Below are 23,413 nucleotides of genomic sequence, written 5' to 3'. Positions count from 1 at the left end.
ATGGCACAGGCCCCGGACGCTGCGCGGACCGTCATCATGACCGTGGACGACGATCCCGGGGTGTCCCGGGCCATCGCCCGTGACCTGCGGCGGCGGTACGGCGAGTCGTACCGGATCGTGCGCGCGGAGTCCGGGGAGTCCGCGCTGGACGCGCTGCGGGAGCTGAAGCTGCGCGGTGATCTGGTGGCGGTGATCCTGGCCGACTACCGGATGCCGCAGATGAACGGCATCGAGTTCCTCGAACAGGCCCTGGACGTCTATCCGGGCGCCCGGCGCGTGCTGCTGACCGCGTATGCGGACTCGAACGCGGCGATCGACGCGATCAACGTCGTCGACCTCGACCACTACCTCCTCAAGCCCTGGGACCCGCCGGAGGAGAAGCTCTACCCGGTCCTCGACGACCTGCTGGAGGCGTGGCGATGCAGTGACTTCCGGCCGGTGCCGAGCACCAAGGTCGTCGGTCACCGGTGGTCGGCCCGCTCGTCGGACGTACGGGAGTTCCTGGCCCGCAACCAGGTGCCGTACCGCTGGTACTCCACGGACGAGCCCGAGGGCCAGCGGCTGCTCGCCGCCTGCGGTCAGGACGGGCAGCGGCTGCCAGTGGTGATCACGGCGGACGGTACGGCGCTCGTCGAGCCGGAGGTGCCCGACCTGGCCGCGCGCGTGGGGCTGGCGACGACACCCACGGCGGACTTCTACGACCTGGTCGTCATCGGCGGCGGGCCGGCCGGTCTCGGCGCGGCCGTGTACGGGGCCTCGGAGGGGCTGCGGACGGTGCTGGTGGAGCGGTCGGCGACCGGCGGGCAGGCCGGGCAGAGTTCGCGGATCGAGAACTATCTGGGCTTCCCGGACGGGGTGTCCGGTGGCCAGCTCACCGACCGGGCGCGACGCCAGGCCACGAAGTTCGGCGCCGAGATCCTCTCCGCGCGGGAGGTGACCGGTCTGGAGAGCAACGGGGCGGCGCGGCTCGTGCGGTTCGCGGACGGGTCGGCGATCGCGGCGCACAGCGTGATCCTGGCGACCGGTGTGTCGTACCGGCGGCTGGAGGCGCCGGGTGCCGATGAGTTGGCGGGCCGCGGGGTGTTCTACGGGTCCGCGCTCACCGAGGCCGCCGCCTGCCAGGGCCACGACGTGTACATCGTCGGCGGCGCCAACTCGGCCGGGCAGGCGGCGATGTACCTGTCCAGGGGCGCCAAGTCGGTCACCCTGCTGGTGCGCGGAGCGGACCTCACCGCGTCGATGTCGCACTACCTGATCCAGCAGATCGCCGAGGCGCCGAACATCTCGGTGCGGGCCCACACGGTCGTCGAGACCGCGCACGGCGACAACGACCTGGAACAGCTGACGCTGCGCGACACGACGAGCGGGCAGACCGAACTGGTCGACGCGCAGTGGCTGTTCGTGTTCATCGGCGCGGCCCCGCTGACCGACTGGCTGGAGGGCACGGTGTCGCGGGACGAGCGCGGGTTCATCCTCGCCGGGCCCGATCTGACCGCCGACGGGCGGCCACCGGCCGACTGGGAACTGGACCGGCCGCCGTACCACCTGGAGACCAACATCCCCGGCGTGTTCGTCGCCGGGGACGCCCGCGCGGAGTCCGCCAAGCGGGTCGCGTCCGCCGTCGGAGAGGGAGCCATGGCCGTGATGCTCGTCCACCGCTATCTGGAGCAGTCATGAGCGGGCGGCCGATGCCGTGCAGCCCGGCGGAGATCAGCTCGCTGTTCCTCTTCGAGAAGCTCAGCGCCGAGCAGATCGACAGGCTGTGCAGCGAGGGACGGGTCGAACTGTTCGACCCCGGGCCGGTGTTCACCGAAGGTGACCCGGCCACCTGCTTCTACGTGATGATCGAGGGCGCGGTCGTCATGTCGCGCCGGGTGGGCGGCGACGACATCGAGGTGAGCCGCACGTCCCAGCCAGGGGTGTACGCGGGGGCCGTGCGGGCGTACGTCGGGGACGGGAAACCGCAGCGGTACATGAACTCGGTGCGGGTGCCGGAGCCGACGCGGTTCTTCGTCCTGCCCGCCGAATCGTTCGCGAACTTCATGCACGAGTGGTTTCCGATGGCGGTCCATCTCCTGGAGGGGCTCTTCCTCGGTTCGCAGACCTTTCAGCGGGCCGTCGGGCAGCGCGAACGGCTGCTGGCGCTGGGCTCGTTGTCCGCGGGTCTCACCCATGAGCTCAACAACCCGGCCGCGGCCGCCGTACGGGCCACCTCCTCGCTCAGGGACCGGGTCGCGCACATGCGCAACAAGCTCGCCGTCATCGCCTCGGACCCCTACCACGGCGACGCCCTGAAGACCCTGGTCGACCTCCAGGAGCGTACGGCCGAGCGGGTCTCCAAGGCGCCGGCACTGAGCCCGCTCGAAGCGTCCGACCGGGAGGACGACCTCGCCGACTGGCTCGACGACCACGGCGTCCAGAACGGCTGGCAGATCGCGCCGACCTTCGTGCAGGGCGGTCTCGACGTCGACTGGCTGGAGCAGATCGCGGTGGCCGTCGACGAGCAGGAGATCCTGCAGAGTGCCATCGAGTGTCTCAACTACACGGTAGAGACCGAGCTGTTGATGTCCGAGATCGAGGACTCCACCACCCGCATCTCACACCTCGTCGACGCCGCCAAGCAGTACTCGCAGCTGGACCGCGCCCCCTACCAGGTGGCCGACGTGCACGAACTCCTCGACAGCACCCTGCTGATGCTGTCGGGGAAGATGGGCTCACTCGTCAAGGTCGTCAAGGAGTACGACCGTTCGCTGCCGAGGATCCCGGCCTACCCCGCCGAACTGAACCAGGTGTGGACCAACCTGATCGACAACGCGGTCTCCGCCATCAACAGCGCGGGCGGCGAAGGGACGTTGACCGTACGCACCGCTCTGGTGCACGACCGGCTGCTGGTGGAGTTCCGCGACACGGGCCCGGGAGTGCCCGCCGAGATCCGCGGCCGGATCTTCGACCCGTTCTTCACCACCAAACCGGTGGGCGAGGGCACCGGGCTGGGGCTCGACATCTCCTGGCGGATCGTCGTCAACAAGCACCACGGTGACCTGAAAGTCGAGTCCGTACCCGGCGACACCCGCTTCCAGGTGCTGCTCCCCCTCACCGCCACCGAGCCCGATACTGAGTAGTAGAGGCGCTGGCCGTCGGCGCTGAGAGCGATGCCGTCGGAGACGGTCTAATAGGTGGGTTCGCCGTCCGCGGGGCGGATCATGAGGGGTTCGCCCTCGATGACGGGAAGGAACTGCTCGTCGGGGAGCACTGAGGGATGCCCGGCCAGCCGCCGCCAGGAGCGGCCCGTGGCGAGGTCGACCACGATGATGCCGTTCGAGCCGCCTGAGTCGGTGATGAACGCCATGCCCTCGGCGCCGCGCCGCAGGTCGAAGCGCAAGTCACTGACCCGGCAGGGCAAGCGGAAAGCCGCCCCTGACCTGGTGCGTCGTCGGTTCGACGCTGTCGCTCCGGATCTGCTGTGGTACGGCGACATGACCGAGATCGAGACCGGCGAGGGCAAGATCTACTTGGCGACGGTCATCGACGCGTTCTCGCGGCGCTGTCTCGGCTACGCGATGGGCGAGCATCACGACGCGGCCCTGGTCGGGGCGTCGTTGAAGATGGCGGCCGTGACACGTGGCGGCAGCCTGGATGGGACGATCTTCCACAGCGACCGCGGCGCGGAGTACACGTCCGAGGCGTACAACAAGCTCTGTGACCGACTGGGCGTGGTGCAGTCCATGGGACGGGTGGGGGTCCGCGCTGGACAATGCCGCCGCGGAGAGTTTCAACTCGCTGGTCAAGGTCGAGTACATCCACCGCCGACCATTCGCGCCCCGGACCGAGGCCCGCCTGAGGATCGCCACATGGATCACTGGGTTCTACAACCCGCGACGAAGGCACAGCGCGGCCCGCGGCCTACCGCCCGAGGAGTTCGAAAGAATCATCGCCGAAGCGCGCGAGCGACACGGCCAGAAAGATCAGACCGCATAACCAAAGTCTCTACGGAACCAGGGGATTGACTGATCTGCTGTGGCTGCCGCGGAAGGTGCCGGTGCGGCAGGCGTGAGGCCACGGCCGCGCGGGCCTGCCGCACAATCTCCGGGCCCGAGGCTCGAAAAAAATCCTCCGCGCGGCGGTGCAACGAAATCCGATCCTCATGGACTCCTTCAACCATCTAGGAGGTGCCCATGTTGGATCGGAAAGAGGCTCGGGACGCGGAGTTCCAGAGCTTCGTCGTCGGCCGCTGGCCACGGTTGCTGCGCACGGCTTTCCTGCTCACGGGGGAGCAGCATGCCGCGGAGGACCTGGTCCAGTCGACGCTCGAACGGGCCTATGTGGCCTGGCGCAGGGTCGGCGCGGCCGACGACCCCGACGCGTACGTACGGCGCGTGATGATCAACGCGCACGCCCGCAGGCACCGCAGACGCCTCAAGGAGTTCCTGGCGCCGAAGGACTACTCGGGCCCCACCCACGAGCTGCCCGACGCCGACGACCGCATCGCGCGGGCGGACGACCGCGGCGCGCTGCTGACGGTGCTCGCCGCACTGCCCGTGCGCCAGCGGGAGGCGGTGGTCCTGCGGTACTGGGAGGACCTGAGCGAGGAGCAGGCCGCGGAGGCCATGGGATGCAGCGTCGGCACGGTGAAGAGCAACACGGCGAGGGGGATCGCGAAGCTCCGCGCCCTGCCGGGACTGGCCGAGGCACTCACGAGCGGAGGGCGGAAGTGATGAGCGGGGACAGGGAGACGAACCACGACATGACGTACGACGAGGCGCACACGGACATCGCCCTCCTGCTGGCGGACGCGGCGGACGAGGTGGAGGTCCGCGCGGCCCCCTATCAGGCGGTGGTACGGGGAGGGAGGCGCCGCAAGACGCGCCGCTGGGCGGTGGCCGCGGCGGCCGCGGCGGTGATCGCGGGGTCCACGGGGACGACGCTGGCGCTGGCGGGAGGCACGGGCGGCGGGCACGGGGCGGGGCAGGTGGCCGCGCGGCCCTCGGCGGGGACGGTGAAGCAGAGTCCTGAACGGCGGGTGACGACTTTGGCCAGGGGCACGGACCACGGCAGGAAGTGGAAGGTCGACGCCGTCGTCTGGACCGCGCCGAAGACCACGGCGAAGGCACGCGCCCAGCTCGCCGAGATGGCCCTGTACGGGGACGAGCCGGTCGCGTTGGAGAAGGCCTCGGAACTGGTGGGCAGCAGCTGGCACTTCGTGCACCTGACCGTGGGCAAGTCGTCGACGGTGATCCTGAGACTAGTCAGTAAGGACGGCCAGTTCACGCGCAGAATGGAGGCGTACTCGAGGCCGTTGGACACCGACCCGGGCAGCGACGCCCCGCAGCGCCTGGTGATCGGCCAGGTCTTCCGGACCGTCCAGGAGGTCACCTGCACCTGGGACGACGGCACGAAGACCCGGGTGGAACGGGCCCCTGCGGGGGCCGGCGACTTCAAGAACCTGATCCGCGAGGTGGACGGCTCCCCGAAGGACTGGTTCGTGTGCCTGGGGCCGGACGGAGCGAACTACAAGAAGGCGCAGGTCACGGGGTGAGGTGAGCGATGCGGGCAGGGCGGCGGCAGGGGTCACAACCCCCGCCGCGGCAGCAGGGTCACAACCACCCCTGCTGCCGCGCCTCCCGCATCGCCTCCATCCGGTTGCGGGTGCCTGTCTTGCCGATCGCGGAGGAGAGGTGGTTGCGGACCGTGGACTCCGAGAGGTGGAGCTTGGCCGCGACGATCTTCCACAGCGCGGAGTACACGTCCGAGGCGTACAACAAGCTCTGTGACCGACTGGGCGTGGTGCAGTCCATGGGACGGGTGGGGTCCGCGCTGGACAATGCCGCCGCGGAGAGTTTCAACTCGCTGGTCAAGGTCGAGTACATCCACCGCCGACCATTCGCGCCCCGGACCGAGGCCCGCCTGAGGATCGCCACATGGATCACTGGGTGTACAACCCGCGACGAAGGCACAGCGCGGCCGGCGGCCTACCGCCCGAGGAGTTCGAAAGAATCATCGCCGAAGCGCGCGAGCGACACGGCCAGAAAGATCAGACCGCATAACCAAAGTCTCTACGGAACCAGGGGATTGACAGGTCGCTACTTCCTTCCATGCAGAGAAGAGTTCAGTGCCCAGGTCAGGGCCACGGGGACTGAACTCTTTCCTTTCGTCCGACAGCGGCAAGGAGGATTGAGCGGTCCGTGCGCCGTGCCCGGTGGCCTGCCAGGTGGCCCTGGACACCGGGCGCCGTTCGCGTCGCCGATCAGCGGACCGGCACGGCCTGTTCCGGCCGGTCGGCCCGCTCGACGGGTGGCAGCACCAGCTCCTCGTAGCGGCCGAGCGCCATTACGACGCCGAGCATGAGCAGCGGAATGATCACAGCGACAGCCGTCATGGGTCCGGTCCTTCCCGGGACACGTGTCGTGGGGGGCGTCGGGCCGGGTCTCCGCCGCGCGGACGGGCAAACCCGGGCGCCGCGCGGAACCGGACGGGATGCGTCCGTGTCGCCCCGGGGTGTTCGGGTACGCGAGGGCCACCGACGATCCAAGGGGAGTCATGCAGCGAGGCAGCGACAGGCTGAGCGCCCACCGCGACGACGAGATGAAGCAGGAACTCCAGGGGTTGCTCCGTTCGGGGCATCCCACCCGGACGGAGGAGTGGAACGACCCCGAGCCCTACGCCGAGGACGACCCGGAGGTCGCGTACGGGCCGGTGACGCCCAGCCGGGCGCCCACACGGGTGGCGGCGCTGCAACTGGAGCTGGCCCGGGTCCTGGGCCGTACGTCCTTCCCGGCGGGGCCCGCCGAGCTGATCGGGGTCCTGCGGGACCGGCACGCTCCCGACGCGCTCGTGGAGCCCCTGGAGCGGCTGCCGCGGGACGCGCGCTACGACTCGGCGCACCGGCTCGCGCAGGCGGTGGTCGACGCCGGGGAGGAGACCGGTGACGAGACCGGGGGCGGCGCGGCGCGGCCCTCGGCCGAGGGCACGGAATCCGCACACGAGCGGGACACATAGGCCCCTCGCGCACGGGTACTGCGGGCAAGGTCACGCCGGTGTGTGCGTGCGCCCCCGCAGTCGGGGCGGAGCGACGAGAGGCCCGGAGGGCCCATGGCCGAGTTCGTGAGGGACGTCATGACGGCAGGGGTGGTGGCGGTCCGCCCGGCCGCCTCGCTCGTCGAGGCGGCACGGCTGATGCGGGCCAAGGACGTCGGGGACGTTCTGGTCGCGGCGCACGGGCAGGTCGTCGGGGTCCTGACCGACCGCGACATCGCCCTGCGCGCGGTCGCCGCCGGCGCGGACCCGCTGACGGTGAGCGCCCAGGCCGTCTGCACCCCGAACCCGGTCGTGGTCGGCCCGGACGAGGCGGTGTCCGTCGCCGAGCAGCTGATGCGCGAGCACGCGATACGCCGGCTTCCCGTCGTGGAGGACGGGCACCCGGTGGGCATGGTCAGCCTCGGCGACCTGGCCGTCTCCCGGCAACCGGAGTCGGCACTCGCCCACATCAGCCGCGCGGAGCCGGACACCCGGCCGGGCTCCACCCCGACCTGAACGGCCGGCCCGAGCCCGGTTCCCGGCCCCAGCGGGCGGCTCGGGGCTCCGCCCCGGGGCCCGACACGACGGACAGCGAGGGCAGGGAGACCATGGACGACGACAGTGTGACCACGGACCGACGACCCGACCACTCCCGCACCCCCGTCCTGGAGGCCCTGGAGCGCTACCGGCGCTCCGGTCGGCACCCGTTCTCGCCGCCCGGCCACAAGGGCGGCCCGGGAGTGGACGCGCGGGTAGCCCTGACGCTCGGCCCCGATGTGTTCGCCTCGGACGTGCTCGCCCTGAACGGGCTGGACGACCGGCGGATGTCGGGCCGGGTCCTGGAGCGGGCCGAGGAGCTGATGGCGGACGCGGTGGACGCGGACCGGGCGTACGTCTCCACCTGCGGCAGTTCCCTGTCGGTCAAGGCGTCCATGCTGGCGGTCGCCGGGCCGGGCGAGAAGCTGCTGGTCGCCCGCAACGCGCACAAGTCGGTGATCGCGGGCGTGATCCTGACCGGCATCGAGCCGGTGTGGGTACGGCCGCGCTGGGACGCCGAGCACCGTCTGTCGCATCCGCCGGGCCCGGAGGAGGTCACCGAGGCCTTCGAGCGGGCACCCGACACGAAGGGCATGCTGCTCGTCACGCCCACCTCACGGATCTCGTGAAGCGGCGCGAGTCGCTGCCGCTGCCTCCGCCCGTCCGGCTGCCCGAACCGGAGGAACTGGAGCTGGAGGGCGGTGATGCTCCCCCGCGACGTGTTCTTCGGCCCGGTGGAGCAGGTACCGCTGGAGGAGGCGGTGGGCCGGGTGGCCGCCGAGCCCGCGAGTCCCTATCCGCCCGGGGTGCCGGTGACTGCCCGGGCGAGCGGATCAACCGGGCGGTCGTGGAGTACCTGGCGTCCGGGGTGGAGCACGGCATGTACGTGCCGGACCCCTCGGACCCGCAGCTGCGCACCCTGCGGGTGGTGGCCCGATGAACGACGGAGGCACATGAACCACGGACACACATGAACGACGTACCCACGTGAACGACGGACACATGAACGACGGACACACGTGACGAGAGGAGATCGAGCAGCCATGCGTATCGCATTCCTGACCGCACCCGAGGGTGTCGAGCAGATCGAGCTGACCGAGCCGTGGCAGGCGGCGAAGAACGCCGGGCACGAGCCCGTGCTGGTGTCGACGGCGTCCGGGCGGGTCCAGGGCTTCGACCACCTCGACAAGGCGGACACGTTCCCGGTGGACGCCGTGGTGGGCGAGATCCCGGCCGAGTCGTTCGACGCTCTGGTCCTGCCCGGCGGAGTGGCCAATCCGGACTTCCTGCGCACGGATGAACAGGCCGTCTCCTTCGTCCGGGAGTTCTTCGAGCGGGGCCGCCCGGTCGCCGCGATCTGCCACGCGCCGTGGACGCTGATCGAGGCGGACGTGGTCCGGGGCCGGGTTCTGACCTCGTGGCCGAGCCTGCGGACGGACATCCGCAACGCGGGCGGCACCTGGGTCGACGAGCAGGTGCAGATCTGCGACCACGGCCCCAACAAGCTCGTCACCAGCCGCAAACCGGACGACCTCAAGGCGTTCTGCGAGGCGTTCCTGGACGTGTTCTCCGAGGGGGCCGCCCGATGACCTCACCCATGGACCGCAAGCGGGAGCAGCGCGAGGCCGCCCACCCGGACGACCCGGCGTCGGGGCCTCTCACCACCGACCAGGGTGTGGCCGTCGACCACACCGACGACTCCCTGACCGTCGGCGAGCGCGGGCCGACCCTGATGGAGGACTTCCACTTCCGGGAGAAGCTCACCCACTTCGACCACGAGCGGATCCCGGAGCGGGTGGTCCACGCCCGGGGCGCGGGCGCCTACGGGTACTTCGAACCGTACGAGTCCTGCGCGGAGTTCACCCGTGCCGCGTTCCTCCAGGACCCCTCGGTCCGCACCCCGGTCTTCGTACGGTTCTCGACCGTGCAGGGGCCGCGCGGCTCGGCCGACACCGTGCGGGACGTGCGCGGTTTCGCCACCAAGTTCTATACGTCGGAGGGCAATTACGACCTGGTCGGGAACAACTTCCCGGTCTTCTTCATCCAGGACGGCATCAAGTTCCCCGACTTCGTGCACGCGGTGAAGCCGGAGCCGCACAACGACATCCCGACGGGCGCGTCCGCCCACGACACCCTCTGGGACTTCGTGTCGCTGCAGCCGGAGACCCTGCACGCGATCATGTGGCTGATGTCGGACCGGGCGATCCCGCGCAGCTACCGCATGATGCAGGGCTTCGGTGTGCACACGTTCCGTTTCGTGACCGCCGACGGGCGCGGCACGTTCGTCAAGTTCCACTGGAAGCCGAAGCTGGGCACGCACTCGCTGGTGTGGGACGAGGCGCAGGAGTGCCAGGGCCGGGACCCGGACTTCAACCGCCGTGACCTGTGGGACGCGATCGAGGCCGGTGAGTACCCGGAGTGGGAGCTTGGGGTCCAACTCGTGCCGGAGGAGGACGAGTTCGCCTTCGACTTCGATCTGCTCGACGCCACGAAACTCATCCCGGAGGAGCAGGTGCCGGTCCGGCCGATCGGCCGTATGGTGCTGGACCGCAACCCCGAGAACTTCTTCGCCGAGACGGAGCAGGTGGCCTTCCACACCGCCAATGTCGTCCCGGGCATCGACTTCACCAACGACCCGCTCCTTCAGGCCCGCAACTTCTCCTATCTGGACACGCAGTTGATCCGCCTCGGCGGCCCCAACTTCTCCCAGTTGCCGGTGAACCGCCCGGTGGCACCGGTGCGCACCAACCACCGTGACGGCTACCACCAGTCGGCGGTGCACGGGGGCACGAACTACTACCCCAACTCCCTCGGCGGCGGCTGCCCGGCCCACGCGGGCGGCGACCCGCACGCCTACCGCCACCACGCCGAGCGCGTCGACGGCGCCAAGATCCGCCGCCGCAGCGAGAGTTTCAAGGACCACCACAGCCAGCCCGCCCTGTTCTGGAACAGCATGGCCCCCTGGGAGCAGGAGCACATCGTGGCGGCCTTCCGCTTCGAACTCGGCAAGGTGGGCGCCCTCACCGTCCGGGCCCGCACGGTGGAGCAACTGACCAAGGTGGACCCGCGGTTGGCGGCCGAGGTGGCCAAGGGCATCGGCGTTCCGACCCCGACGGACGCCGAGCCGCCGCCGCACAAGCTCACCTCGCCCGCGCTCAGCCTGGAGTCCCAGCGCGGCCCCGGTTCCCTCCGCACCCGCCGGATCGCCGTCCTGGTCGCGGACGGCGTGGACGCCGAGCAGGTGACCGGTGTGCGGGAGGCGCTGGCGGCCGAGGGGGCGGTCGTCGAGGCCCTGGCGGCCGAGGACGGTACCGTGCGCGGCGCGGACGGCGCGCAGTACACCGTGGACCGGGCCCTGCCGACGATGGCGTCCGTCCTCTACGACGCGGTGCTGCTTCCCGGCGGCCCCGTGGCCACCCCGTCCTCCGCGGCCGACCCCGACGCCATGCGTTTCGTCCGCGACGCCTACCGCCACGGCAAGCCGATCGGCGCGCTCGGTTCCGGGGTGGGCGTCGTCGCGGCCCTGCGACCCGAGGGGGTACGCCTCTCCTCGGAGTTCCATCACGTGGTGGCGGACCGGGGTGTCGTGACGGACACGGCCCAGGGCCGGGTGGGCGACGAGTTCACCAGGGAGTTCCTGGCGGCGATCGCGGCCCACCGCCACTGGGACCGCCCGCCGGCCCGCTGCTGAGGGCGGCGGAAGGAGGCCGGGCGGTCCGACAGGGCTACCCGGCCTCCGCGAGCGCGACGCGACGACACGAGCCCGAGCGGACCCGTCCCTCGCAGCGATACGCGCCCGAGCGGCACCCCTCCCTCGCGACGATACGGCCCGAGCGGCACCCCTCCCTCGCGACGGCACGAGTCCGAGCGGCACCCTCCCTCGCGACGGCACGAGCCCGAGGCGGGACGTCCTACGGCCTGCGCCCGAGCAGACACAGCAGCGTGGTCTGCGCGTCGGCCCCCGCCGGCGGTGCCACCGCGGCCTCGAACAGCCCGGTCTTCTCCAGCTCCCCCGCGTACGGCGTGATCTCGTCCGTGGTGAACGACACCAGCGCGTCGGGCAGACGCTCGTCGGCCCCGATGGCCCGCGAGAGATCCCACGTGTGCACGACGAGATCGGCGACCATCTGCCCGCAGTAGGCGACCGCCGGCGTGTCCCCGTAGGACAGGTGGACCGTACGGTCGAGCGCGCCGGGCGCGGCGAACGCCTCCCGCGCGGAACGCGCGGCCGTGTCCCAGGAGGCCGCCGGGTCGGGCCCCAGCAGGTCCCCCTCGAAGGTGTCGCCGACCTCCTCGATCATGCAGCCGTCCCGTACCAGAGACGGCGCCCACAGCTGCTCCGAGACGAGATGGTTGACGAGGTCACGGACCGACCGCTCGGCGCAGGGCGTACCCGTGTCCCACTGGTCCTCGCGCACGGCGCGGACGCGCGCGCCGAACAGGTCCTGCGCCTGCGCGTGCCGGGCCAGCAGCGCTCGCGCGGTCGCGTCGGGCGTCGCGGCGCCGCCACGCGCGGTCGCGTCAGGTGTCATGGCACCGCCGGTCCCCGATCCCGCGCGCCGTCGCGGGTGCGGCCCGGGACGACCGGCCGGCGCGGGTGGCGGCGCAGGTACTCGCCCTCCAGTTGCGCCATCCGCTCGTTGTGGGTGCGCAGCGCCTCGGTCGAACCGTGCAGGAGCGTGTCGTGACGCGTGCGGTGGATCGACTCCAGCTCCTTCATCAGCTGCTGGTCGTCCAGCTGGTCCGGGTGCACTCCGGTCATGGTGGTACCCCGATCGTCGTCTTCCTCCAGGGGGTCCGGGTACCCGTCCGCCGGGCGTTACCCCGACGGGTGTCCGGGAGGGAGCCATGGATCTCGCGTTCCTCCCTCCACTGTACGAAGATCCCGGGTCCCGGGCCCTCGTGCGCGGGGGGGGGCGAGGGGGCGAGGGGGCTAGCGGGCGCGCTCCACGCGCCGCTCGTCCCAGACGGGTTCCGGTGTCTCCCGTACGCGGCCGTCGGAGCCGAAGACCAGATAGCGATCGAACGAACGAGCGAACCAGCGGTCGTGGGTGACCGCCAGGACGGTGCCCTCGAAGGCCTCCAGGCCCTCCTGCAGGGCCTCCGCCGACTCCAGGTCGAGGTTGTCGGTGGGCTCGTCGAGGAGGAGAGCGGTGACGCCCTGAAGCTCCAGGAGCAGGATCTGGAAGCGGGCCTGCTGGCCGCCGGAGAGCCGGTCGAAGGACTGCTCGGCCTGTCCGGTCAGCTCGTACCGGCGCAGCCGGGACATCGCCGCGCCCCGGTCCTGGGCGTGCTCCTTCCACAGGATGTCGAGCAGCGTCCGCCCCTCCAGCTCCGGATGGGCGTGCGTCTGCGCGAAGTGCCCCGGCACGACCCGGGCGCCGAGCCTCCACACCCCCGTGTGGGCCACGTCGCCGCCGGCGAGCAGCCGCAGGAAGTGGGACTTGCCCGACCCGTTGGAGCCGAGGACGGCGACCCGTTCGCCGTAGAAGACCTCCAGGTCGAAGGGTTTCATCAGCCCGGTCAGTTCCAGCGCCTCGCAGGTGACCGCCCGCACGCCGGTGCGCCCGCCCTTGAGCCGCATCGTGATGTCCTGCTCGCGCGGCGGCTCCGGGGGCGGCCCGGCCTCCTCGTACTTGCGCAGCCGGGTCTGGGCCGCCCGGTAGCGCGAGGCCATGTCCGGGCTGTTCTCGGCGATCTGACGGAGAGTCAGCACCAGTTTCTTCAACTGGGCGTGCTTCTCGTCCCAGCGCCTGCGCAGCTCCTCGAAACGCTCGAAACGCCGCGACCGCGCCTCGTGGTACGTGGCGAACCCGCCGCCGTGCACCCAGGCGTCCGCGCCGGCCGGTCCCGGCTCCACGCTCACGATCTTCTCGGCGGAGCGGGACAGCAGCTCCCGGTCGTGCGACACGAAGAGCACGGTCTTGCGGGTCTCCGCGAGCCGCTCCTCCAGCCAGCGCTTGCCGGGCACGTCGAGGTAGTTGTCGGGCTCGTCGAGCAGGAGCACCTGGTCGGTGCCGCGCAGGAGCGCCTCCAGCACGAGCCGCTTCTGCTCACCGCCGGAGAGCGTGCGCACCTGCCGCCACTGCGCCTTCTCGTACGGCACCCCGAGCGCGGCCGTGGTGCAGATGTCCCACAGCGTCTCCGCCTCGTAGCCGCGCGCCTCGGCCCAGTCGGACAGGGCCTGCGCGTACTTCATCTGGGCCGCCTCGTCGTCCACGGTCATGATCCCGTGCTCGGCGGCGTCGACCGCCTTCGCGGCCTCCCTGATCCTCGGCTGTGACACCGACACGAGCAGGTCGCGCACGGTCGACTCGTCCCGCACGGACCCCACGAACTGCCGCATCACCCCGAGCCCCCCGGACACGGTCACCGACCCACCGTGCGGCTTCAGCTCCCCGGAGATCAGCCGCAGCAGGGTCGTCTTGCCGGCGCCGTTGGGCCCGACGAGCGCGACGACGGCCCCCTCCCCCACCCGAAAGGACACGTCCCCGAGCAGAGCCCTCCCGTCCGGCAGGTAGTACTCCAGATGAGCGGCTTCGAGATGTCCCATGGGGCGCATTGTCCGAGCCGGGGGAACGAGCGGGCAAATCCATTTCCCGCACACCGGCCCGACCTGCCCCGACCTGCCCGGACCTGCCCCCGGTGGATTCGCCCCCTGCCGCCGATCCCACCCCGCCCGACACGCTTCCGCACGCATGGGGTACCCGTGGAGCATGACCCCAGACGTCGACCTCACCGTCCGCCCCCCGGGCCACCACATCCTCCGCGACCGTTTCCTCGCCGCCGACAGCCGCCTGTTCAACGCGGTGGCGACCCGCGACTGGCCGGGCGCGCACCCCCTCCTGCCGAAGCTCAGCCGCGCCGCGAACCACGGTGTGCTGTGGTTCGCCACGGCGGCGGCGATCGCGGCGACCCGGAGTCCGAGGGCCCGCCGGGCAGCGGTGCGGGGCGTGGCCTCGCTCGCACTCGCCTCGGCGACGATCAACACGCTCGGCAAGCGGACCGTCCGCCGCCCCCGCCCGGTGCTGGACAACGTCCCGCTGACCCGGCAGCTGAAGCGGCAGCCGATCACCACGTCCTTCCCGTCGGGCCACTCCGCCTCCGCCGCCGCCTTCGCGGCCGGCGTCGCCCTGGAGTCGCGCGGCTGGGGCGCGGCGGTGGCACCCCTGGCGACGGCCGTGGCGCTGTCCCGCGTGTACACGGGCGTGCACTTCCCGAGCGACGTCCTGGTGGGCGCCGCCCTGGGCGTGGGCGCCGCCTACGCCGTACGGGGCATGGTGCCGACCCGCGACCAGCTCCCGCCGCCCGGCCGTCCGTACGTGGACGCGCCCGCGCTGCCTGACGGGGACGGCCTGGTCGTGGTCGCCAACCGGGCCTCGGGGACCTCGGACCGGGTGCGCGTGCTGCGGGACGTGCTGCCCGGCGCCGAGACCGTGGAGTGCGAACCGCAGGACGTGCGGGCCGAGTTGGAGAAGGCCGCGGCCCACGCGCGCGTCCTCGGCGTGTGCGGCGGCGACGGCACGGTGAACGCCGCCGCCGAGGTGGCCCTGCGTCACGGCCTCCCCCTCGCCGTACTCCCGGGCGGCACGCTCAACCACTTCGCGTTCGACCTGGGTGTGGAGGACGTGCGGGACCTGGGCCGCGCGGTGCGCCAGGGCGAGGCCGTCCGGGTGGACCTCGGACACTTCAGGAGCGGTGACACGGAGGGCCACTTCGTCAACACCTTCAGCCTGGGGGTCTACCCCGAGCTGGTGCGAGAGCGCGAACGCTGGGAGAAGGCGGTCGGCGGCTGGCCGGCGGGGGTGATCGCGGCCCTGCGGGTCCTGCGCGCCGACCGCCATCCGCTCCAGGCCACCTTCGAGGGCCGGCCGCGCCCGATCTGGCTGCTGTTCGCGGGCAACGGCACGTACCACCGGCTGGGCCTCGCGCCGGCCCGGCGTTTCGATCTGGCCGACGGCCTGCTGGACGTCCGGGTCGTGCACGGCGGCCGCCGCCCGGCCCTGCGGCTGCTGGCCGCGGCCCTCGCCGGCCCGCTGACGCGCACCCCGGCCCACGCGGCGGTCCGCGTCCGAAGGCTCCGGGTGGACGGCATCGCGCCGGGCACCCTGCTCGCGTACGACGGCGAAGTCACCGAGGCGCAAGGGGATTTGACGCTCCGGAAGCTGCCGGAGGCGCTGACGGTCTACCGGCCGGTGCCGATGCGCTGACCCAGCGGGATGCGTCCACAATTCAAGACGGCGGTCTCAATATTCGGCACGGTCGCGTACCGTTCGAGCACGAACTCGTGGACCTCACGGACCTCGTGGAAGGGGAACGGCCATGTCGAAGGCACGGGAGACCGCCGTCTACACGCACGGACACCATGAGTCGGTGCTGCGCTCTCACACCTGGCGGACCGCCGCCAACTCGGCGGCCTATCTCCTCGGTTCGCTGAAGCCCCACATGACGATCCTGGACATCGGCTGCGGTCCGGGCACCATCACCGCGGACCTGGCCGCCCTGGTCCCTGAAGGGCGGGTCACCGGCGTCGATCACGCCCCCGGGATTCTGGAGCAGGCCCGCGCCACGGCCGCCGCACGCGGCCTTGACAACGTGGACTTCGCGGTGGCGGACGTCCACGCACTGGACTACCCGGACGACACCTTCTGCGTGGTCCACGCCCACCAGGTGCTCCAGCACGTCGGCGATCCGGTGCAGGCGCTGCGCGAGATGCGACGGGTGACCAGGCCGGGCGGCCTGATCGCGGTCCGTGACTCCGACTACGCGGCGATGACCTGGTTCCCGGCGTCCCCCGGCATGGACGACTGGCTGGACCTGTACCGCAGGGTGGCCCGGGCCAACGGCGGTGAGCCCGACGCGGGGCGCCGGCTGAAGTCCTGGGCCCTGCGCGCCGGGCTCACCGACATCACGGCCGGCTCCGCCACCTGGACCTACGCCACGCCGGACGAGCGGGCCTGGTGGAGCGGACTGTGGGCGGACCGCACGGTCGCCTCCACGTACGCCGAACGGGCTACGGAGGGCGGTCACGCCACGCGGGAGCGGCTCCGCGCGATCGAATCGGCCTGGCGGGAATGGGGCCGGCGGGAGGACGGCTGGTTCGCCGTGCTCCACGGAGAGATTCTCTGCCGCAAAACGGCCTGAAAAGCAACATTCAGGAAACTCGAACCAGCAGGAGGTTCGCGAAATGGTCCCCATCCTGCTGGTACTGCTTCTGGTGCTGATTCTTTTCGGCGCCGGATTCGCGGTCGAGGTTCTCTGGTACGTCGCACTGGTCGTTCTGGTGCTGTGGCTCCTCGGATTCCTGGTGCGCGGCACGTCCGCCTCCGGAGGAAGGGGACGCTGGTACAGGTGGTGATTTCATCCCCGCGGGGGCGACGCTCCGTTCATTCCCGCGGGAGCAACGGTCCGAGCGGCCCGAGGTCCAGATTGAGGTCCTCGGGCCGCAGACCGTAGCGCTCGCGCAGCTCGGTCATCCGGTCGTCGAGCAGCATCAGCGTGAGCCCGATCCGCTCCTCCTGGTCCTCCGACAGCTCCCCGGTGTCGAAGCGGCGCAGCGCCTGCCGCTCCATGAGCTGACGGAGCAGTTCGACGACGGTCAGGACCAGCTTGACCAGGTCCCTCTCCACCGTGTCGGGCTCCAGTTCGACGCGGTTGCGGCCGGTCACTCGATGCCTCCCCAGGGTGAGGGAACCTGCTCGTTCACGGAGCTGATCAGTGCGTTCAGGTCGATGCGGACGAGATCGACGTCCGCGATGCGCAGAGTGAGGTCGCCGGTGATCACGACCCCGCCGGCGAGCAGCCGGTCGAGGAGGTCCACCAGGGCCACCTCACGGCGTTCGATCACGGTCACGGGGTGTCCTCCGGGTTCTCCGCGCTCTCTCCGCTGAAGGAATAGGCCGCCCACGGCCCGGTGAGTTCCACCCGCAGTCCCGGTTCCTCGCCCTTCGTGCGGTCCACGAGTTCCACGAACTCCTCGGAATGGGCGCGCGGCACCAGATAGGCCGCGTTCAGCACATTGCGTCCCGGAGCGCCGGAGAGCGCGGAATTCTGCGGGGCGTGCAGCCGGGTGTCCTCGGCGAAGGCCGAGAGGGTGCCGTGCAGGGCGCGCGCGAACCGGTCGGCGTTCTCCCACATCTCCTCGTGGGCCCGGTGACTGCGCCGCCGCTGCCGCAGATAGTCGCGCCCGCTGGAGACCTTCGCGGGCTCCTGGGGCCGCTCCTGCTCCTCGGACTCCGCGTACACCTTCACGCCCCACTCCACGCGGCCCGCCAGCCGGTCCAGGGTCCGCCGGAAGCCCGCCTCGCGGGCCTCCAGCATGACCCGGACGCCGCTGTCGTCGCGGAAGACGGTGCCGAGCCGGAGCGGCAGGGGCGTGGTGACGACCGTGAGGGCGTCGATCACGCTCTGGTGCGCACGGGCGGTCTCGGTCAGCCAGTCCAGGTCCTCCAGATGGGCGCGCAGCGGCTGCTCCGCGAAATCGCTCTCGGGCACCTCGCTGACGACGGCGATCAGGTCGCGGTGGCGCAGTTGCCGGGGCGGCGCGCCCGCGACCCCGGTGAGCTGGGACTGGAGCGCCGCGTCGAAGGGGCGGCAGACGGCGTACACGTACCGCAGACCGGTCATGTGGGCTCCTCTCTGGCGCGGCCGCGCTCGACGGCCGGCTCCGGCTCCCGCCGGTACCCGCCCTCGTCCAGCTCCGCGAGCCGGGCGCGCAACTCGGCGTTCTCTCGGGAGAGTTCGTCGCGGCGGGCGTTGGACGACAGCGCCGGGTCGGACTCCCACCAGTCGATCCCCATCTCCTTGGCCTTGTCGACGGAGGCGACGATCAGGCGCAGCTTGATGGTGAGCAGTTCGATGTCGAGCAGGTTGATGCGGATGTCACCCGCGATCACCACACCTTTGTCGAGTACACGCTCCAGGATGTCGGCCAGATTGGCGCTCGCGCCGCTCTGACCGTACGGCTCCGGTACCCGGCTCGGGAACGTCATCGACGGCCCCTGCCCGCGGGGGCCGGTTCCTCGACCTCATCCTCGTACGGTTCCTCCTCGATGTCCTCCTCGGCGTCGTCCTCCGCCTCGGGAACGTCCTCGTACTCGTCCTCGGGGACCTCGTCCGCGTCCTCCGGCTCGCCCTCGTCGTCCTCCTCGTCGTACTCCGCGGTCTCGTCGGTCTCGTCCGGCTCGTCGACCTCGTCCGTCTCGTCGAGGTCGCGGGGCTCGTCCTCGTCCGGCTCCGGCTCGTCGTCCGCGTACTCGTCCTCCGGCCCCTCGTCGTCCTGCTGGTCCCGCTCCTCCTCCGCGAGGGCGTCCTCGTGACTGACGGTGACCTCGCCGTCGCGGATCTCGCCGCGCCAGCCGTCCTCGGCCTCACCACGGAGGGTGATGAAGCGGGCGAAGTTCTTGAGGTCGAGCCGGGCCCGGCGGCCCTGGGCGCGCCAGATGTTGCCGGTCTTCTCGAAGAGACCCTTCGGGTAGTACTCCAGGACCAGCAGCACCCGGGTGAGGTTGTCCCCCAGCGAGTGGAAGGTGACGGCGCCCTTCGTGGTGCCCTTGGCGCCCTCCGACGTCCAGGTGATCCGCTGGTCGGGCACCTGTTCGGTGGTGTGGGCCTTCCAGCTCCGGCTGGACCAGAAGATCTTCATCTGCCAGTCGGAGTGCGTCTCGTCGGCCTGGCTCGCACTCTTCACACCCTTGGCGAAGGTGCTGAAGCTCTGGAACTGGGTCCACTGGTCGTACGCGGTGCGCACCGGCACCCCGACGTCGATGGACTCGATGATCACCGTGGGCTTGTTGCCCGAGCCGCCCTTGCGCTTGCCCTTGCCGCCGCCGAGGTTCTTCAGCGCGCCGAGCACGTTGTCCTTGGCGCGGCCCGCGCCCACCTCCAGGGCGGTGCGCAGTGGCCCCTTGCCCTCGGCGAGCTTGCGGCCGCCGTCGAGGGCGAGCTGGGCGAAGCCGGGGCTGTTGCCCTCGGCGATGTCGTTGAGCTTGCCGGTGGTCTCGCCGAGTTTGCGCCCGGCGCCGACCAGGATCCGCTGGGCCTGGGCGGCCAGGTACTCCCGGGCCTCCTCCTTGAGGCGGTCGACGGCCTCGCCGTGCACCACCTCGCTGAGCGGATTGCTCTTCGTGGCGTCCTTCACCCGGTCCGTCGCGCGGCCGTTCGATGCTCCGAGGGTCTCAGTCATCGTCGCCGCCTCCCTTCGTCGCCCGCGACCCGGTGGCCCTGCGCGCGGTCTTCTTGGCCGGGGCCTTGCCGGGGGCGGACTTCTTCGCCGCCGCCCTCTTGCTCGCGGTCTTGCGCGCGGGAGCGGCGGTCTTCTTCGCGGGGGCCGCCTTCTTCGCGGCCGGCTTGCCCTCAGCCCGGGGCGAGGTCTTCTTCGCCGGGCGCCTCCGCGAGGGCTCGTCCTGCGGTTCCTCCGCGTCCTCGTCACGCGCGTCGGCGCGCTCGTCGTCGGAGAACTCGTCCTCGTCCTCCTCGTACGCGTCGTCGTCCTTCCCGCCGCGTCCCGGCAGATCCGGCGCCACGCCCGCGAGCTGGTCGCGCACCTGCGAGGTGCGTCCGTGCAGCCGGCTGGCGAGCCCCTCGATCTGCCGCTCGACCAGCGCCCCGGTGGCCGCCTTGCCGACACCGCGCAGGTCCCCGCGGAGCTGGTCGCCTATCTCCTTGAACTGCGGGTTGTTCTGCAGTTGCTGCGAGACCAGGTCCGCGAGCGCCCGCGGGCTCAGCTGCATCCGCTTGCCGGCCACCATGGTGCCGACCGCGAACGCGAGTTTCATCTTCTTCGTACGTCCGAGGACGTATCCGGCCCCTACGGCGAGGCCAAGCCCGATTCGATTCATTGTGTCGTCCCGTTGCCGGTTCCTGTGCTTCTCTGGGTGCTGATCTCCAGCCGGTCCAGCAGTTCGTCCTCCAGACGGTCGAACTCCTCCTCGTCGATCTCGCCCGCCTCCAGCCGCTGCTCGAGGCGGGCGAGATCGGCTCGGACGGCCGCCGGGTCGTAATACTGGCGCTCGGCCTCGGTGAGCACCTGTCGCACCGTCCAGAGGCTGCCGCGTACCGGTGCGAACGGCAGCAGCAGCACCTCGGTGATCAGTCCCATGTACTCGCCTCCTCGGCCTGGGAACGCCGTGCCTTGCGGCGCGCCGTGGACGTATGCGGAACGCGCTGTCAGTGCGTGGTCTCCGCGGGTTGCGCGGGCCCCGGTTCGACGAAGCTGTACGGCGGCAGCGGCCCGTTCACCCGCACCTCCAGATGCGGATGGCTCTTGCGGACCTCCTCCACGGCGTCGACGAACGCCGCGGACGACTCCCGGTCCACGAGGAACGACAGATTGGCCAGCCAGCCGGTGGAGTCGGGGCCCGCGCTGACGTCCGCCGCGGCCGGCTCCAGCGTCCGCCGCAGCTCCGCCGCGTCCTCCGCCTCACGGGCCTGCACCGCGGCGACGACCATCTCGCCGAGCCGCAGCCGGTCCTCGTAGGTGCCGCCGCCCGCCTGCCGGTTGGCCTCGGTCATGGCGCGCAGCTCGGGGTTCTCCCCCATCACGCGGTGCAGCACGGCCTCTTCGTCGTGGCTGGCCTTCACGTTGTACTCGACCTTGCCGTCGAGGGCGCCGAGCCGCTCCAGGTAGTGCTTCGCACGTTCGGCGAGCACCGCGGTGACGGACGCGTCGTCCGGCGCGACGCTCCCGAAGCGCATGGGCAGCAGGGAACCGCCCGCGCCCGCCTCGCTCAGGACGTTCTGGTGGGCGAGCAGGTCCTTGCGCTTGGGGCGCAGCCCCTCGGGGGCCTCGCTGACGATCGCCGCCAGCTCGCCCTCCTTGAGGATGCGCACCGGGCGCGCGGGGTCGCCCACGCCGCCCATGCCCTCGGGGAGGGCGGGATGTGAGCCGGCGGTGATGCCGTAGACGTACGTGCTCACTCCTGTTCCTCCTTCTTGCGCGAGCTCGTGGTCCTGCGGGCCCGCGGGCGCGACTCGGACTGGCTCTCCTCGCGGGACTGCTTGAACGCGTCGGAGATCGTCTCGGCGGCGCCGGACAGCGCCCCCTTGGACTTGCCGCGCGCGCCGGACTCGGTCATCTCACCGACGAGATCCGGCAGGCCGGGGTTCTTGCGCGGCCCGGCCTCCAGGTCGAGCCGGTTGCACGCCTCTGCGAAGCGCAGATAGGTGTCGACGCTGGCGACGACGACCCGGACGTCGATCTTCAGGATCTCGATGCCCACCAGGGAGACTCGTATGAAGGCGTCGATGACGAGCCCCCTGTCGAGAATGAGTTCCAGGACGTCGTACAGGCCGCTGCTGCCGCCTCCGCCGCCGGACTGCTGTGCCGGTACTACGGTCATGCCGGCCGATCCTCCTCGAATGTGGAACGTGTCTGTGAATGTCTGTGTGGATCTCGTCCACGGACGGTGGGTCCCGGGCGCGGACTGCCCGGGCGCGACGAGGGCCTACCGGCGATGCGGGTCGGCCCTGCCGCGTTCGTAGCGGCGGACGCGCCGGTAGCCGGTGAGCTCGCCCCGGGGGTCCAGCTCCACGCGATAGCTCGCGAGCAGGCTCATCGTGTCGGGGACCCTGGCGATCTCCAGGACCTCGACCTCCAGCGTCCAGCCGCCCTCGGTCTGCTCGAACGAGGACACGGACTCGGGCGCCATGCCGGTCAGCTCCGCGAGCTGGGTCCGCGCATGACGCAGCACCTGCATGGGGCTGGGCCGGTCGTCCGCCGGCTCCTGCGCCTCCTCCGACTCCTGCACCTCGTCCGGTTCGTCCGGTTCTCGGGACTTCCGTGAACTCTGTGTCTTCGATGTGTTGGATGTGTTGGATGTGTTCGACATGGCCACCTCGAACACCGAGTGGCCCCGCGTCCGTTGGCCAAACATTTCCCGGGTGGCGCGCGCGCGCCCTCGCCGCCGGTCTCAGCGGCGCCGCGCCGCGAGCCGCCGCCGGGCCGGCCCCAGCGCCCGGCCCCTGCTCATCGCCCCCGCCCAGGGGTTGGTGCGGGCCTGCTCGACGGCGTCCGCGAGGGTCCAGCGGCGGGCGTCGACCGCGGGGTCGTCGAGCTGTTCCCAGGTCAGGGGGGTGGCCACGGGCGCGCCGGGCCGGGCGCGGACGGAGTAGGGGGCGACGGCGGTCTGGGCGTAGGCGTTGCGCTGGATGTCGAGGTAGAGCCGGTCGCCGCGGTCCTTCTTGCGGGCCTCGGTGGTGAGCCGCTCGGGGTGGGCGCGGACCAGTTCTCCGGCGACCTCCGCGGCGAAGGCGCGGACCTCGTCGAAGTCGTCGTGCCCGTTCACCGGTACGACGACGTGCAGGCCCTTGGAGCCGGTGGTCATCGGCACGGACGGCAGTCCCAGCTCGTCCAGCAACTCACGTACCCGTCCGGCCGCGTCCCGGACCTCGGCGAAGTCGTCCACCGCCGGGTCGAGGTCGAAGACCAGCCGGTCGGGCCGGTCGATGCCGCCGGTCCGGGAGAGCCAGCGGTGCAGGGTGAGACAGGCCTGGTCGGCGAGGTAGACGAGGGTGGCCGCGTCCTCGCACACGGGGTGGACGACCGTGCCGCCCTCCTTGGGCACCTCGACGCGCTCGATCCAGTCCGGGTAGTGCTCGGGGGTGTTCTTCTGCATGAACATGGGCCCGTCGACGCCGTCGGGGTGCCGTTCCAGCATCAGCGGGCGCCCGCGCAGATGGGGCAGCATGAAGGGGGCGACGGCCCGGTGGTAGGCGACGAGATCGCCCTTGGTGTACTCCTTGCCGCCGCCGTCCGCGTCGGCGGGGAACAGCACTTTGTCCGGCCGGTGGATCTCGACGGTCCGGCGGCCGACCCGCATCGGGTGCGTGTCCCCCATCACCGACTCCCTTCTGTGGACACGGG

29 protein-coding genes and 4 pseudogenes are annotated in these 23,413 nt (G+C 71.3%); 16 read left to right on the top strand and 17 right to left on the bottom strand.

Going from position 1 to position 23,413, the window contains the following annotated elements; genetic code table 11:
• Complete coding sequence (locus H4687_RS37140) at positions 1 to 1,677, top strand: FAD-dependent oxidoreductase (protein WP_046916059.1); 1,677 nt, start codon at positions 1 to 3, stop codon at positions 1,675 to 1,677.
• Positions 1,674 to 3,122 (top strand): ATP-binding protein, encoded by a 1,449-nt coding sequence (locus H4687_RS37135; RefSeq protein WP_046916060.1) that lies wholly within the window; start codon positions 1,674 to 1,676, stop codon positions 3,120 to 3,122. Before H4687_RS37140 ends, H4687_RS37135 begins: the two co-directional genes overlap by 4 nt.
• 47 nt (positions 3,123 to 3,169) lie before the next feature.
• Here the strand turns inward: H4687_RS37135 and H4687_RS37130 are convergent, their stop codons facing one another.
• Entirely contained in the window at positions 3,170 to 3,382 is a 213-nt protein-coding gene (locus H4687_RS37130) for an L-dopachrome tautomerase-related protein (RefSeq protein ID WP_046916061.1), read from the bottom strand.
• On the opposite strand from H4687_RS37130, the pseudogene H4687_RS48540 reads away from it, so the two are divergent.
• From H4687_RS48540 to H4687_RS37110, 4 genes and pseudogenes are all read left to right on the top strand, one after another.
• A pseudogene (locus H4687_RS48540) lies at positions 3,309 to 3,680 on the top strand (DDE-type integrase/transposase/recombinase); the annotation flags it as partial. The gene H4687_RS37130 and the pseudogene H4687_RS48540 overlap by 74 nt on opposite strands.
• A 19-nt stretch (positions 3,681 to 3,699) precedes the next feature.
• A complete protein-coding gene (locus H4687_RS37120) occupies positions 3,700 to 3,978 on the top strand; it encodes an integrase core domain-containing protein (protein WP_159026169.1) in 279 nt (92 codons plus the stop codon).
• A 197-nt stretch (positions 3,979 to 4,175) separates the two neighbouring features.
• Positions 4,176 to 4,715, top strand: a complete 540-nt coding sequence (locus H4687_RS37115) for a SigE family RNA polymerase sigma factor (RefSeq protein ID WP_046916062.1) — start codon at positions 4,176 to 4,178, stop codon at positions 4,713 to 4,715.
• On the top strand, positions 4,715 to 5,536 hold the full coding sequence (locus H4687_RS37110; RefSeq protein ID WP_225966939.1) for a hypothetical protein: 822 nt from the start codon (positions 4,715 to 4,717) through the stop codon (positions 5,534 to 5,536). Before H4687_RS37115 ends, H4687_RS37110 begins: the two co-directional genes overlap by 1 nt.
• A gap of 58 nt (positions 5,537 to 5,594) precedes the next feature.
• On the opposite strand, the pseudogene H4687_RS37105 reads toward H4687_RS37110, so the two are convergent.
• Positions 5,595 to 5,717, bottom strand: a pseudogene (locus H4687_RS37105) (response regulator transcription factor); the annotation flags it as partial.
• 76 nt (positions 5,718 to 5,793) lie between these two features.
• Here H4687_RS37105 and H4687_RS47670 point away from each other — a divergent pair.
• Positions 5,794 to 5,868, top strand: a pseudogene (locus H4687_RS47670) (integrase); the annotation flags it as partial.
• A 376-nt stretch (positions 5,869 to 6,244) separates the two neighbouring features.
• On the opposite strand, the gene H4687_RS47665 reads toward H4687_RS47670, so the two are convergent.
• Positions 6,245 to 6,376, bottom strand: a complete 132-nt coding sequence (locus H4687_RS47665; RefSeq protein ID WP_264086507.1) for a hypothetical protein — start codon at positions 6,374 to 6,376, stop codon at positions 6,245 to 6,247.
• Between the two features lie 161 nt (positions 6,377 to 6,537).
• Here H4687_RS47665 and H4687_RS37095 point away from each other — a divergent pair, with 161 nt between their 5' ends.
• The 6 genes and pseudogenes from H4687_RS37095 (at position 6,538) to H4687_RS37075 (ending at position 11,242) form a co-directional block, all read left to right on the top strand.
• Positions 6,538 to 6,996, top strand: a complete 459-nt coding sequence (locus H4687_RS37095; protein WP_046916064.1) for a DUF2795 domain-containing protein — start codon at positions 6,538 to 6,540, stop codon at positions 6,994 to 6,996.
• Between the two features lie 93 nt (positions 6,997 to 7,089).
• Positions 7,090 to 7,530 carry a CBS domain-containing protein gene (locus tag H4687_RS37090; protein WP_046916065.1) on the top strand — a complete coding sequence of 147 codons (441 nt, stop codon included), beginning with the start codon at positions 7,090 to 7,092 and terminating at the stop codon, positions 7,528 to 7,530.
• A 92-nt stretch (positions 7,531 to 7,622) separates the two neighbouring features.
• Positions 7,623 to 8,165 (top strand): annotated as a pseudogene (locus H4687_RS48755) (ornithine decarboxylase); the annotation flags it as partial.
• Between the two features lie 90 nt (positions 8,166 to 8,255).
• Entirely contained in the window at positions 8,256 to 8,525 is a 270-nt protein-coding gene (locus H4687_RS48750) for an Orn/Lys/Arg family decarboxylase (RefSeq protein WP_410176988.1), read from the top strand.
• 69 nt (positions 8,526 to 8,594) lie between these two features.
• On the top strand, positions 8,595 to 9,140 hold the full coding sequence (locus tag H4687_RS37080; protein ID WP_046916067.1) for a type 1 glutamine amidotransferase domain-containing protein: 546 nt from the start codon (positions 8,595 to 8,597) through the stop codon (positions 9,138 to 9,140).
• Positions 9,137 to 11,242, top strand: a complete 2,106-nt coding sequence (locus tag H4687_RS37075; protein WP_046916068.1) for a catalase — start codon at positions 9,137 to 9,139, stop codon at positions 11,240 to 11,242. The genes H4687_RS37080 and H4687_RS37075 overlap by 4 nt, the downstream gene beginning before the upstream one ends.
• A 220-nt stretch (positions 11,243 to 11,462) precedes the next feature.
• Here the strand turns inward: H4687_RS37075 and H4687_RS37070 are convergent, their stop codons facing one another.
• The 3 genes from H4687_RS37070 to H4687_RS37060 form a co-directional block, all read right to left on the bottom strand.
• Positions 11,463 to 12,083, bottom strand: coding sequence for a TIGR03086 family metal-binding protein (locus tag H4687_RS37070; protein WP_046916069.1), 621 nt, complete (start codon positions 12,081 to 12,083; stop codon positions 11,463 to 11,465).
• Complete coding sequence (locus H4687_RS37065; RefSeq protein ID WP_046916070.1) at positions 12,080 to 12,313, bottom strand: DUF6158 family protein; 234 nt, start codon at positions 12,311 to 12,313, stop codon at positions 12,080 to 12,082. Before H4687_RS37065 ends, H4687_RS37070 begins: the two co-directional genes overlap by 4 nt.
• A 171-nt stretch (positions 12,314 to 12,484) precedes the next feature.
• Entirely contained in the window at positions 12,485 to 14,104 is a 1,620-nt protein-coding gene (locus H4687_RS37060) for an ABC-F family ATP-binding cassette domain-containing protein (RefSeq protein WP_005482376.1), read from the bottom strand.
• Positions 14,105 to 14,267: 163 nt separating this feature from the next.
• Between H4687_RS37060 and H4687_RS37055 the strand changes: the two genes are divergently transcribed.
• The 3 genes from H4687_RS37055 (at position 14,268) to H4687_RS37045 (ending at position 16,909) form a co-directional block, all read left to right on the top strand.
• On the top strand, positions 14,268 to 15,761 hold the full coding sequence (locus tag H4687_RS37055) for a bifunctional phosphatase PAP2/diacylglycerol kinase family protein (RefSeq protein WP_046917001.1): 1,494 nt from the start codon (positions 14,268 to 14,270) through the stop codon (positions 15,759 to 15,761).
• Positions 15,762 to 15,873: 112 nt separating this feature from the next.
• Positions 15,874 to 16,695: a class I SAM-dependent methyltransferase gene (locus tag H4687_RS37050; RefSeq protein WP_046917000.1), complete on the top strand. Its 822-nt coding sequence runs from the start codon at positions 15,874 to 15,876 to the stop codon at positions 16,693 to 16,695.
• A gap of 43 nt (positions 16,696 to 16,738) precedes the next feature.
• Positions 16,739 to 16,909 carry a hypothetical protein gene (locus H4687_RS37045; RefSeq protein ID WP_005482372.1) on the top strand — a complete coding sequence of 57 codons (171 nt, stop codon included), beginning with the start codon at positions 16,739 to 16,741 and terminating at the stop codon, positions 16,907 to 16,909.
• 28 nt (positions 16,910 to 16,937) lie between these two features.
• Here H4687_RS37045 and H4687_RS37040 read toward each other — a convergent pair whose 3' ends face one another.
• From H4687_RS37040 to ligD, 11 genes are all read right to left on the bottom strand, one after another.
• Positions 16,938 to 17,219: a gas vesicle protein K gene (locus tag H4687_RS37040; protein WP_005482371.1), complete on the bottom strand. Its 282-nt coding sequence runs from the start codon at positions 17,217 to 17,219 to the stop codon at positions 16,938 to 16,940.
• Positions 17,216 to 17,404 carry a gas vesicle protein gene (locus H4687_RS37035; protein ID WP_005482370.1) on the bottom strand — a complete coding sequence of 63 codons (189 nt, stop codon included), beginning with the start codon at positions 17,402 to 17,404 and terminating at the stop codon, positions 17,216 to 17,218. Before H4687_RS37035 ends, H4687_RS37040 begins: the two co-directional genes overlap by 4 nt.
• Complete coding sequence (locus tag H4687_RS37030; RefSeq protein ID WP_046916999.1) at positions 17,401 to 18,177, bottom strand: GvpL/GvpF family gas vesicle protein; 777 nt, start codon at positions 18,175 to 18,177, stop codon at positions 17,401 to 17,403. The genes H4687_RS37035 and H4687_RS37030 overlap by 4 nt, the downstream gene beginning before the upstream one ends.
• Positions 18,174 to 18,542, bottom strand: a complete 369-nt coding sequence (locus H4687_RS37025; RefSeq protein WP_005482368.1) for a gas vesicle protein — start codon at positions 18,540 to 18,542, stop codon at positions 18,174 to 18,176. Before H4687_RS37025 ends, H4687_RS37030 begins: the two co-directional genes overlap by 4 nt.
• On the bottom strand, positions 18,539 to 19,735 hold the full coding sequence (locus tag H4687_RS37020; RefSeq protein WP_046916998.1) for an SRPBCC family protein: 1,197 nt from the start codon (positions 19,733 to 19,735) through the stop codon (positions 18,539 to 18,541). The genes H4687_RS37025 and H4687_RS37020 overlap by 4 nt, the downstream gene beginning before the upstream one ends.
• Positions 19,728 to 20,390: a hypothetical protein gene (locus H4687_RS37015; RefSeq protein ID WP_046916997.1), complete on the bottom strand. Its 663-nt coding sequence runs from the start codon at positions 20,388 to 20,390 to the stop codon at positions 19,728 to 19,730. Before H4687_RS37015 ends, H4687_RS37020 begins: the two co-directional genes overlap by 8 nt.
• Entirely contained in the window at positions 20,387 to 20,650 is a 264-nt protein-coding gene (locus H4687_RS37010) for a gas vesicle protein GvpG (protein WP_005482365.1), read from the bottom strand. The genes H4687_RS37015 and H4687_RS37010 overlap by 4 nt, the downstream gene beginning before the upstream one ends.
• 68 nt (positions 20,651 to 20,718) lie before the next feature.
• Entirely contained in the window at positions 20,719 to 21,468 is a 750-nt protein-coding gene (locus tag H4687_RS37005) for a GvpL/GvpF family gas vesicle protein (RefSeq protein ID WP_046916996.1), read from the bottom strand.
• Positions 21,465 to 21,890, bottom strand: a complete 426-nt coding sequence (locus H4687_RS37000) for a gas vesicle structural protein GvpA (RefSeq protein ID WP_045556590.1) — start codon at positions 21,888 to 21,890, stop codon at positions 21,465 to 21,467. Before H4687_RS37000 ends, H4687_RS37005 begins: the two co-directional genes overlap by 4 nt.
• A gap of 105 nt (positions 21,891 to 21,995) precedes the next feature.
• Positions 21,996 to 22,379, bottom strand: coding sequence for a gas vesicle protein GvpO (locus tag H4687_RS36995; protein ID WP_046917002.1), 384 nt, complete (start codon positions 22,377 to 22,379; stop codon positions 21,996 to 21,998).
• Between the two features lie 81 nt (positions 22,380 to 22,460).
• A complete protein-coding gene (gene ligD, locus H4687_RS36990) occupies positions 22,461 to 23,387 on the bottom strand; it encodes a non-homologous end-joining DNA ligase (protein ID WP_046916995.1) in 927 nt (308 codons plus the stop codon).
• Positions 23,388 to 23,413 lie beyond the last annotated feature (26 nt).

The sequence above is a fragment of the Streptomyces stelliscabiei genome (assembly GCF_014873495.1).
Lineage (GTDB): Bacteria > Actinomycetota > Actinomycetes > Streptomycetales > Streptomycetaceae > Streptomyces > Streptomyces bottropensis.
The sequence above is the reverse complement of the archived record's forward strand: the minus strand, read 5'-3'. Positions and strand labels throughout refer to the sequence as shown.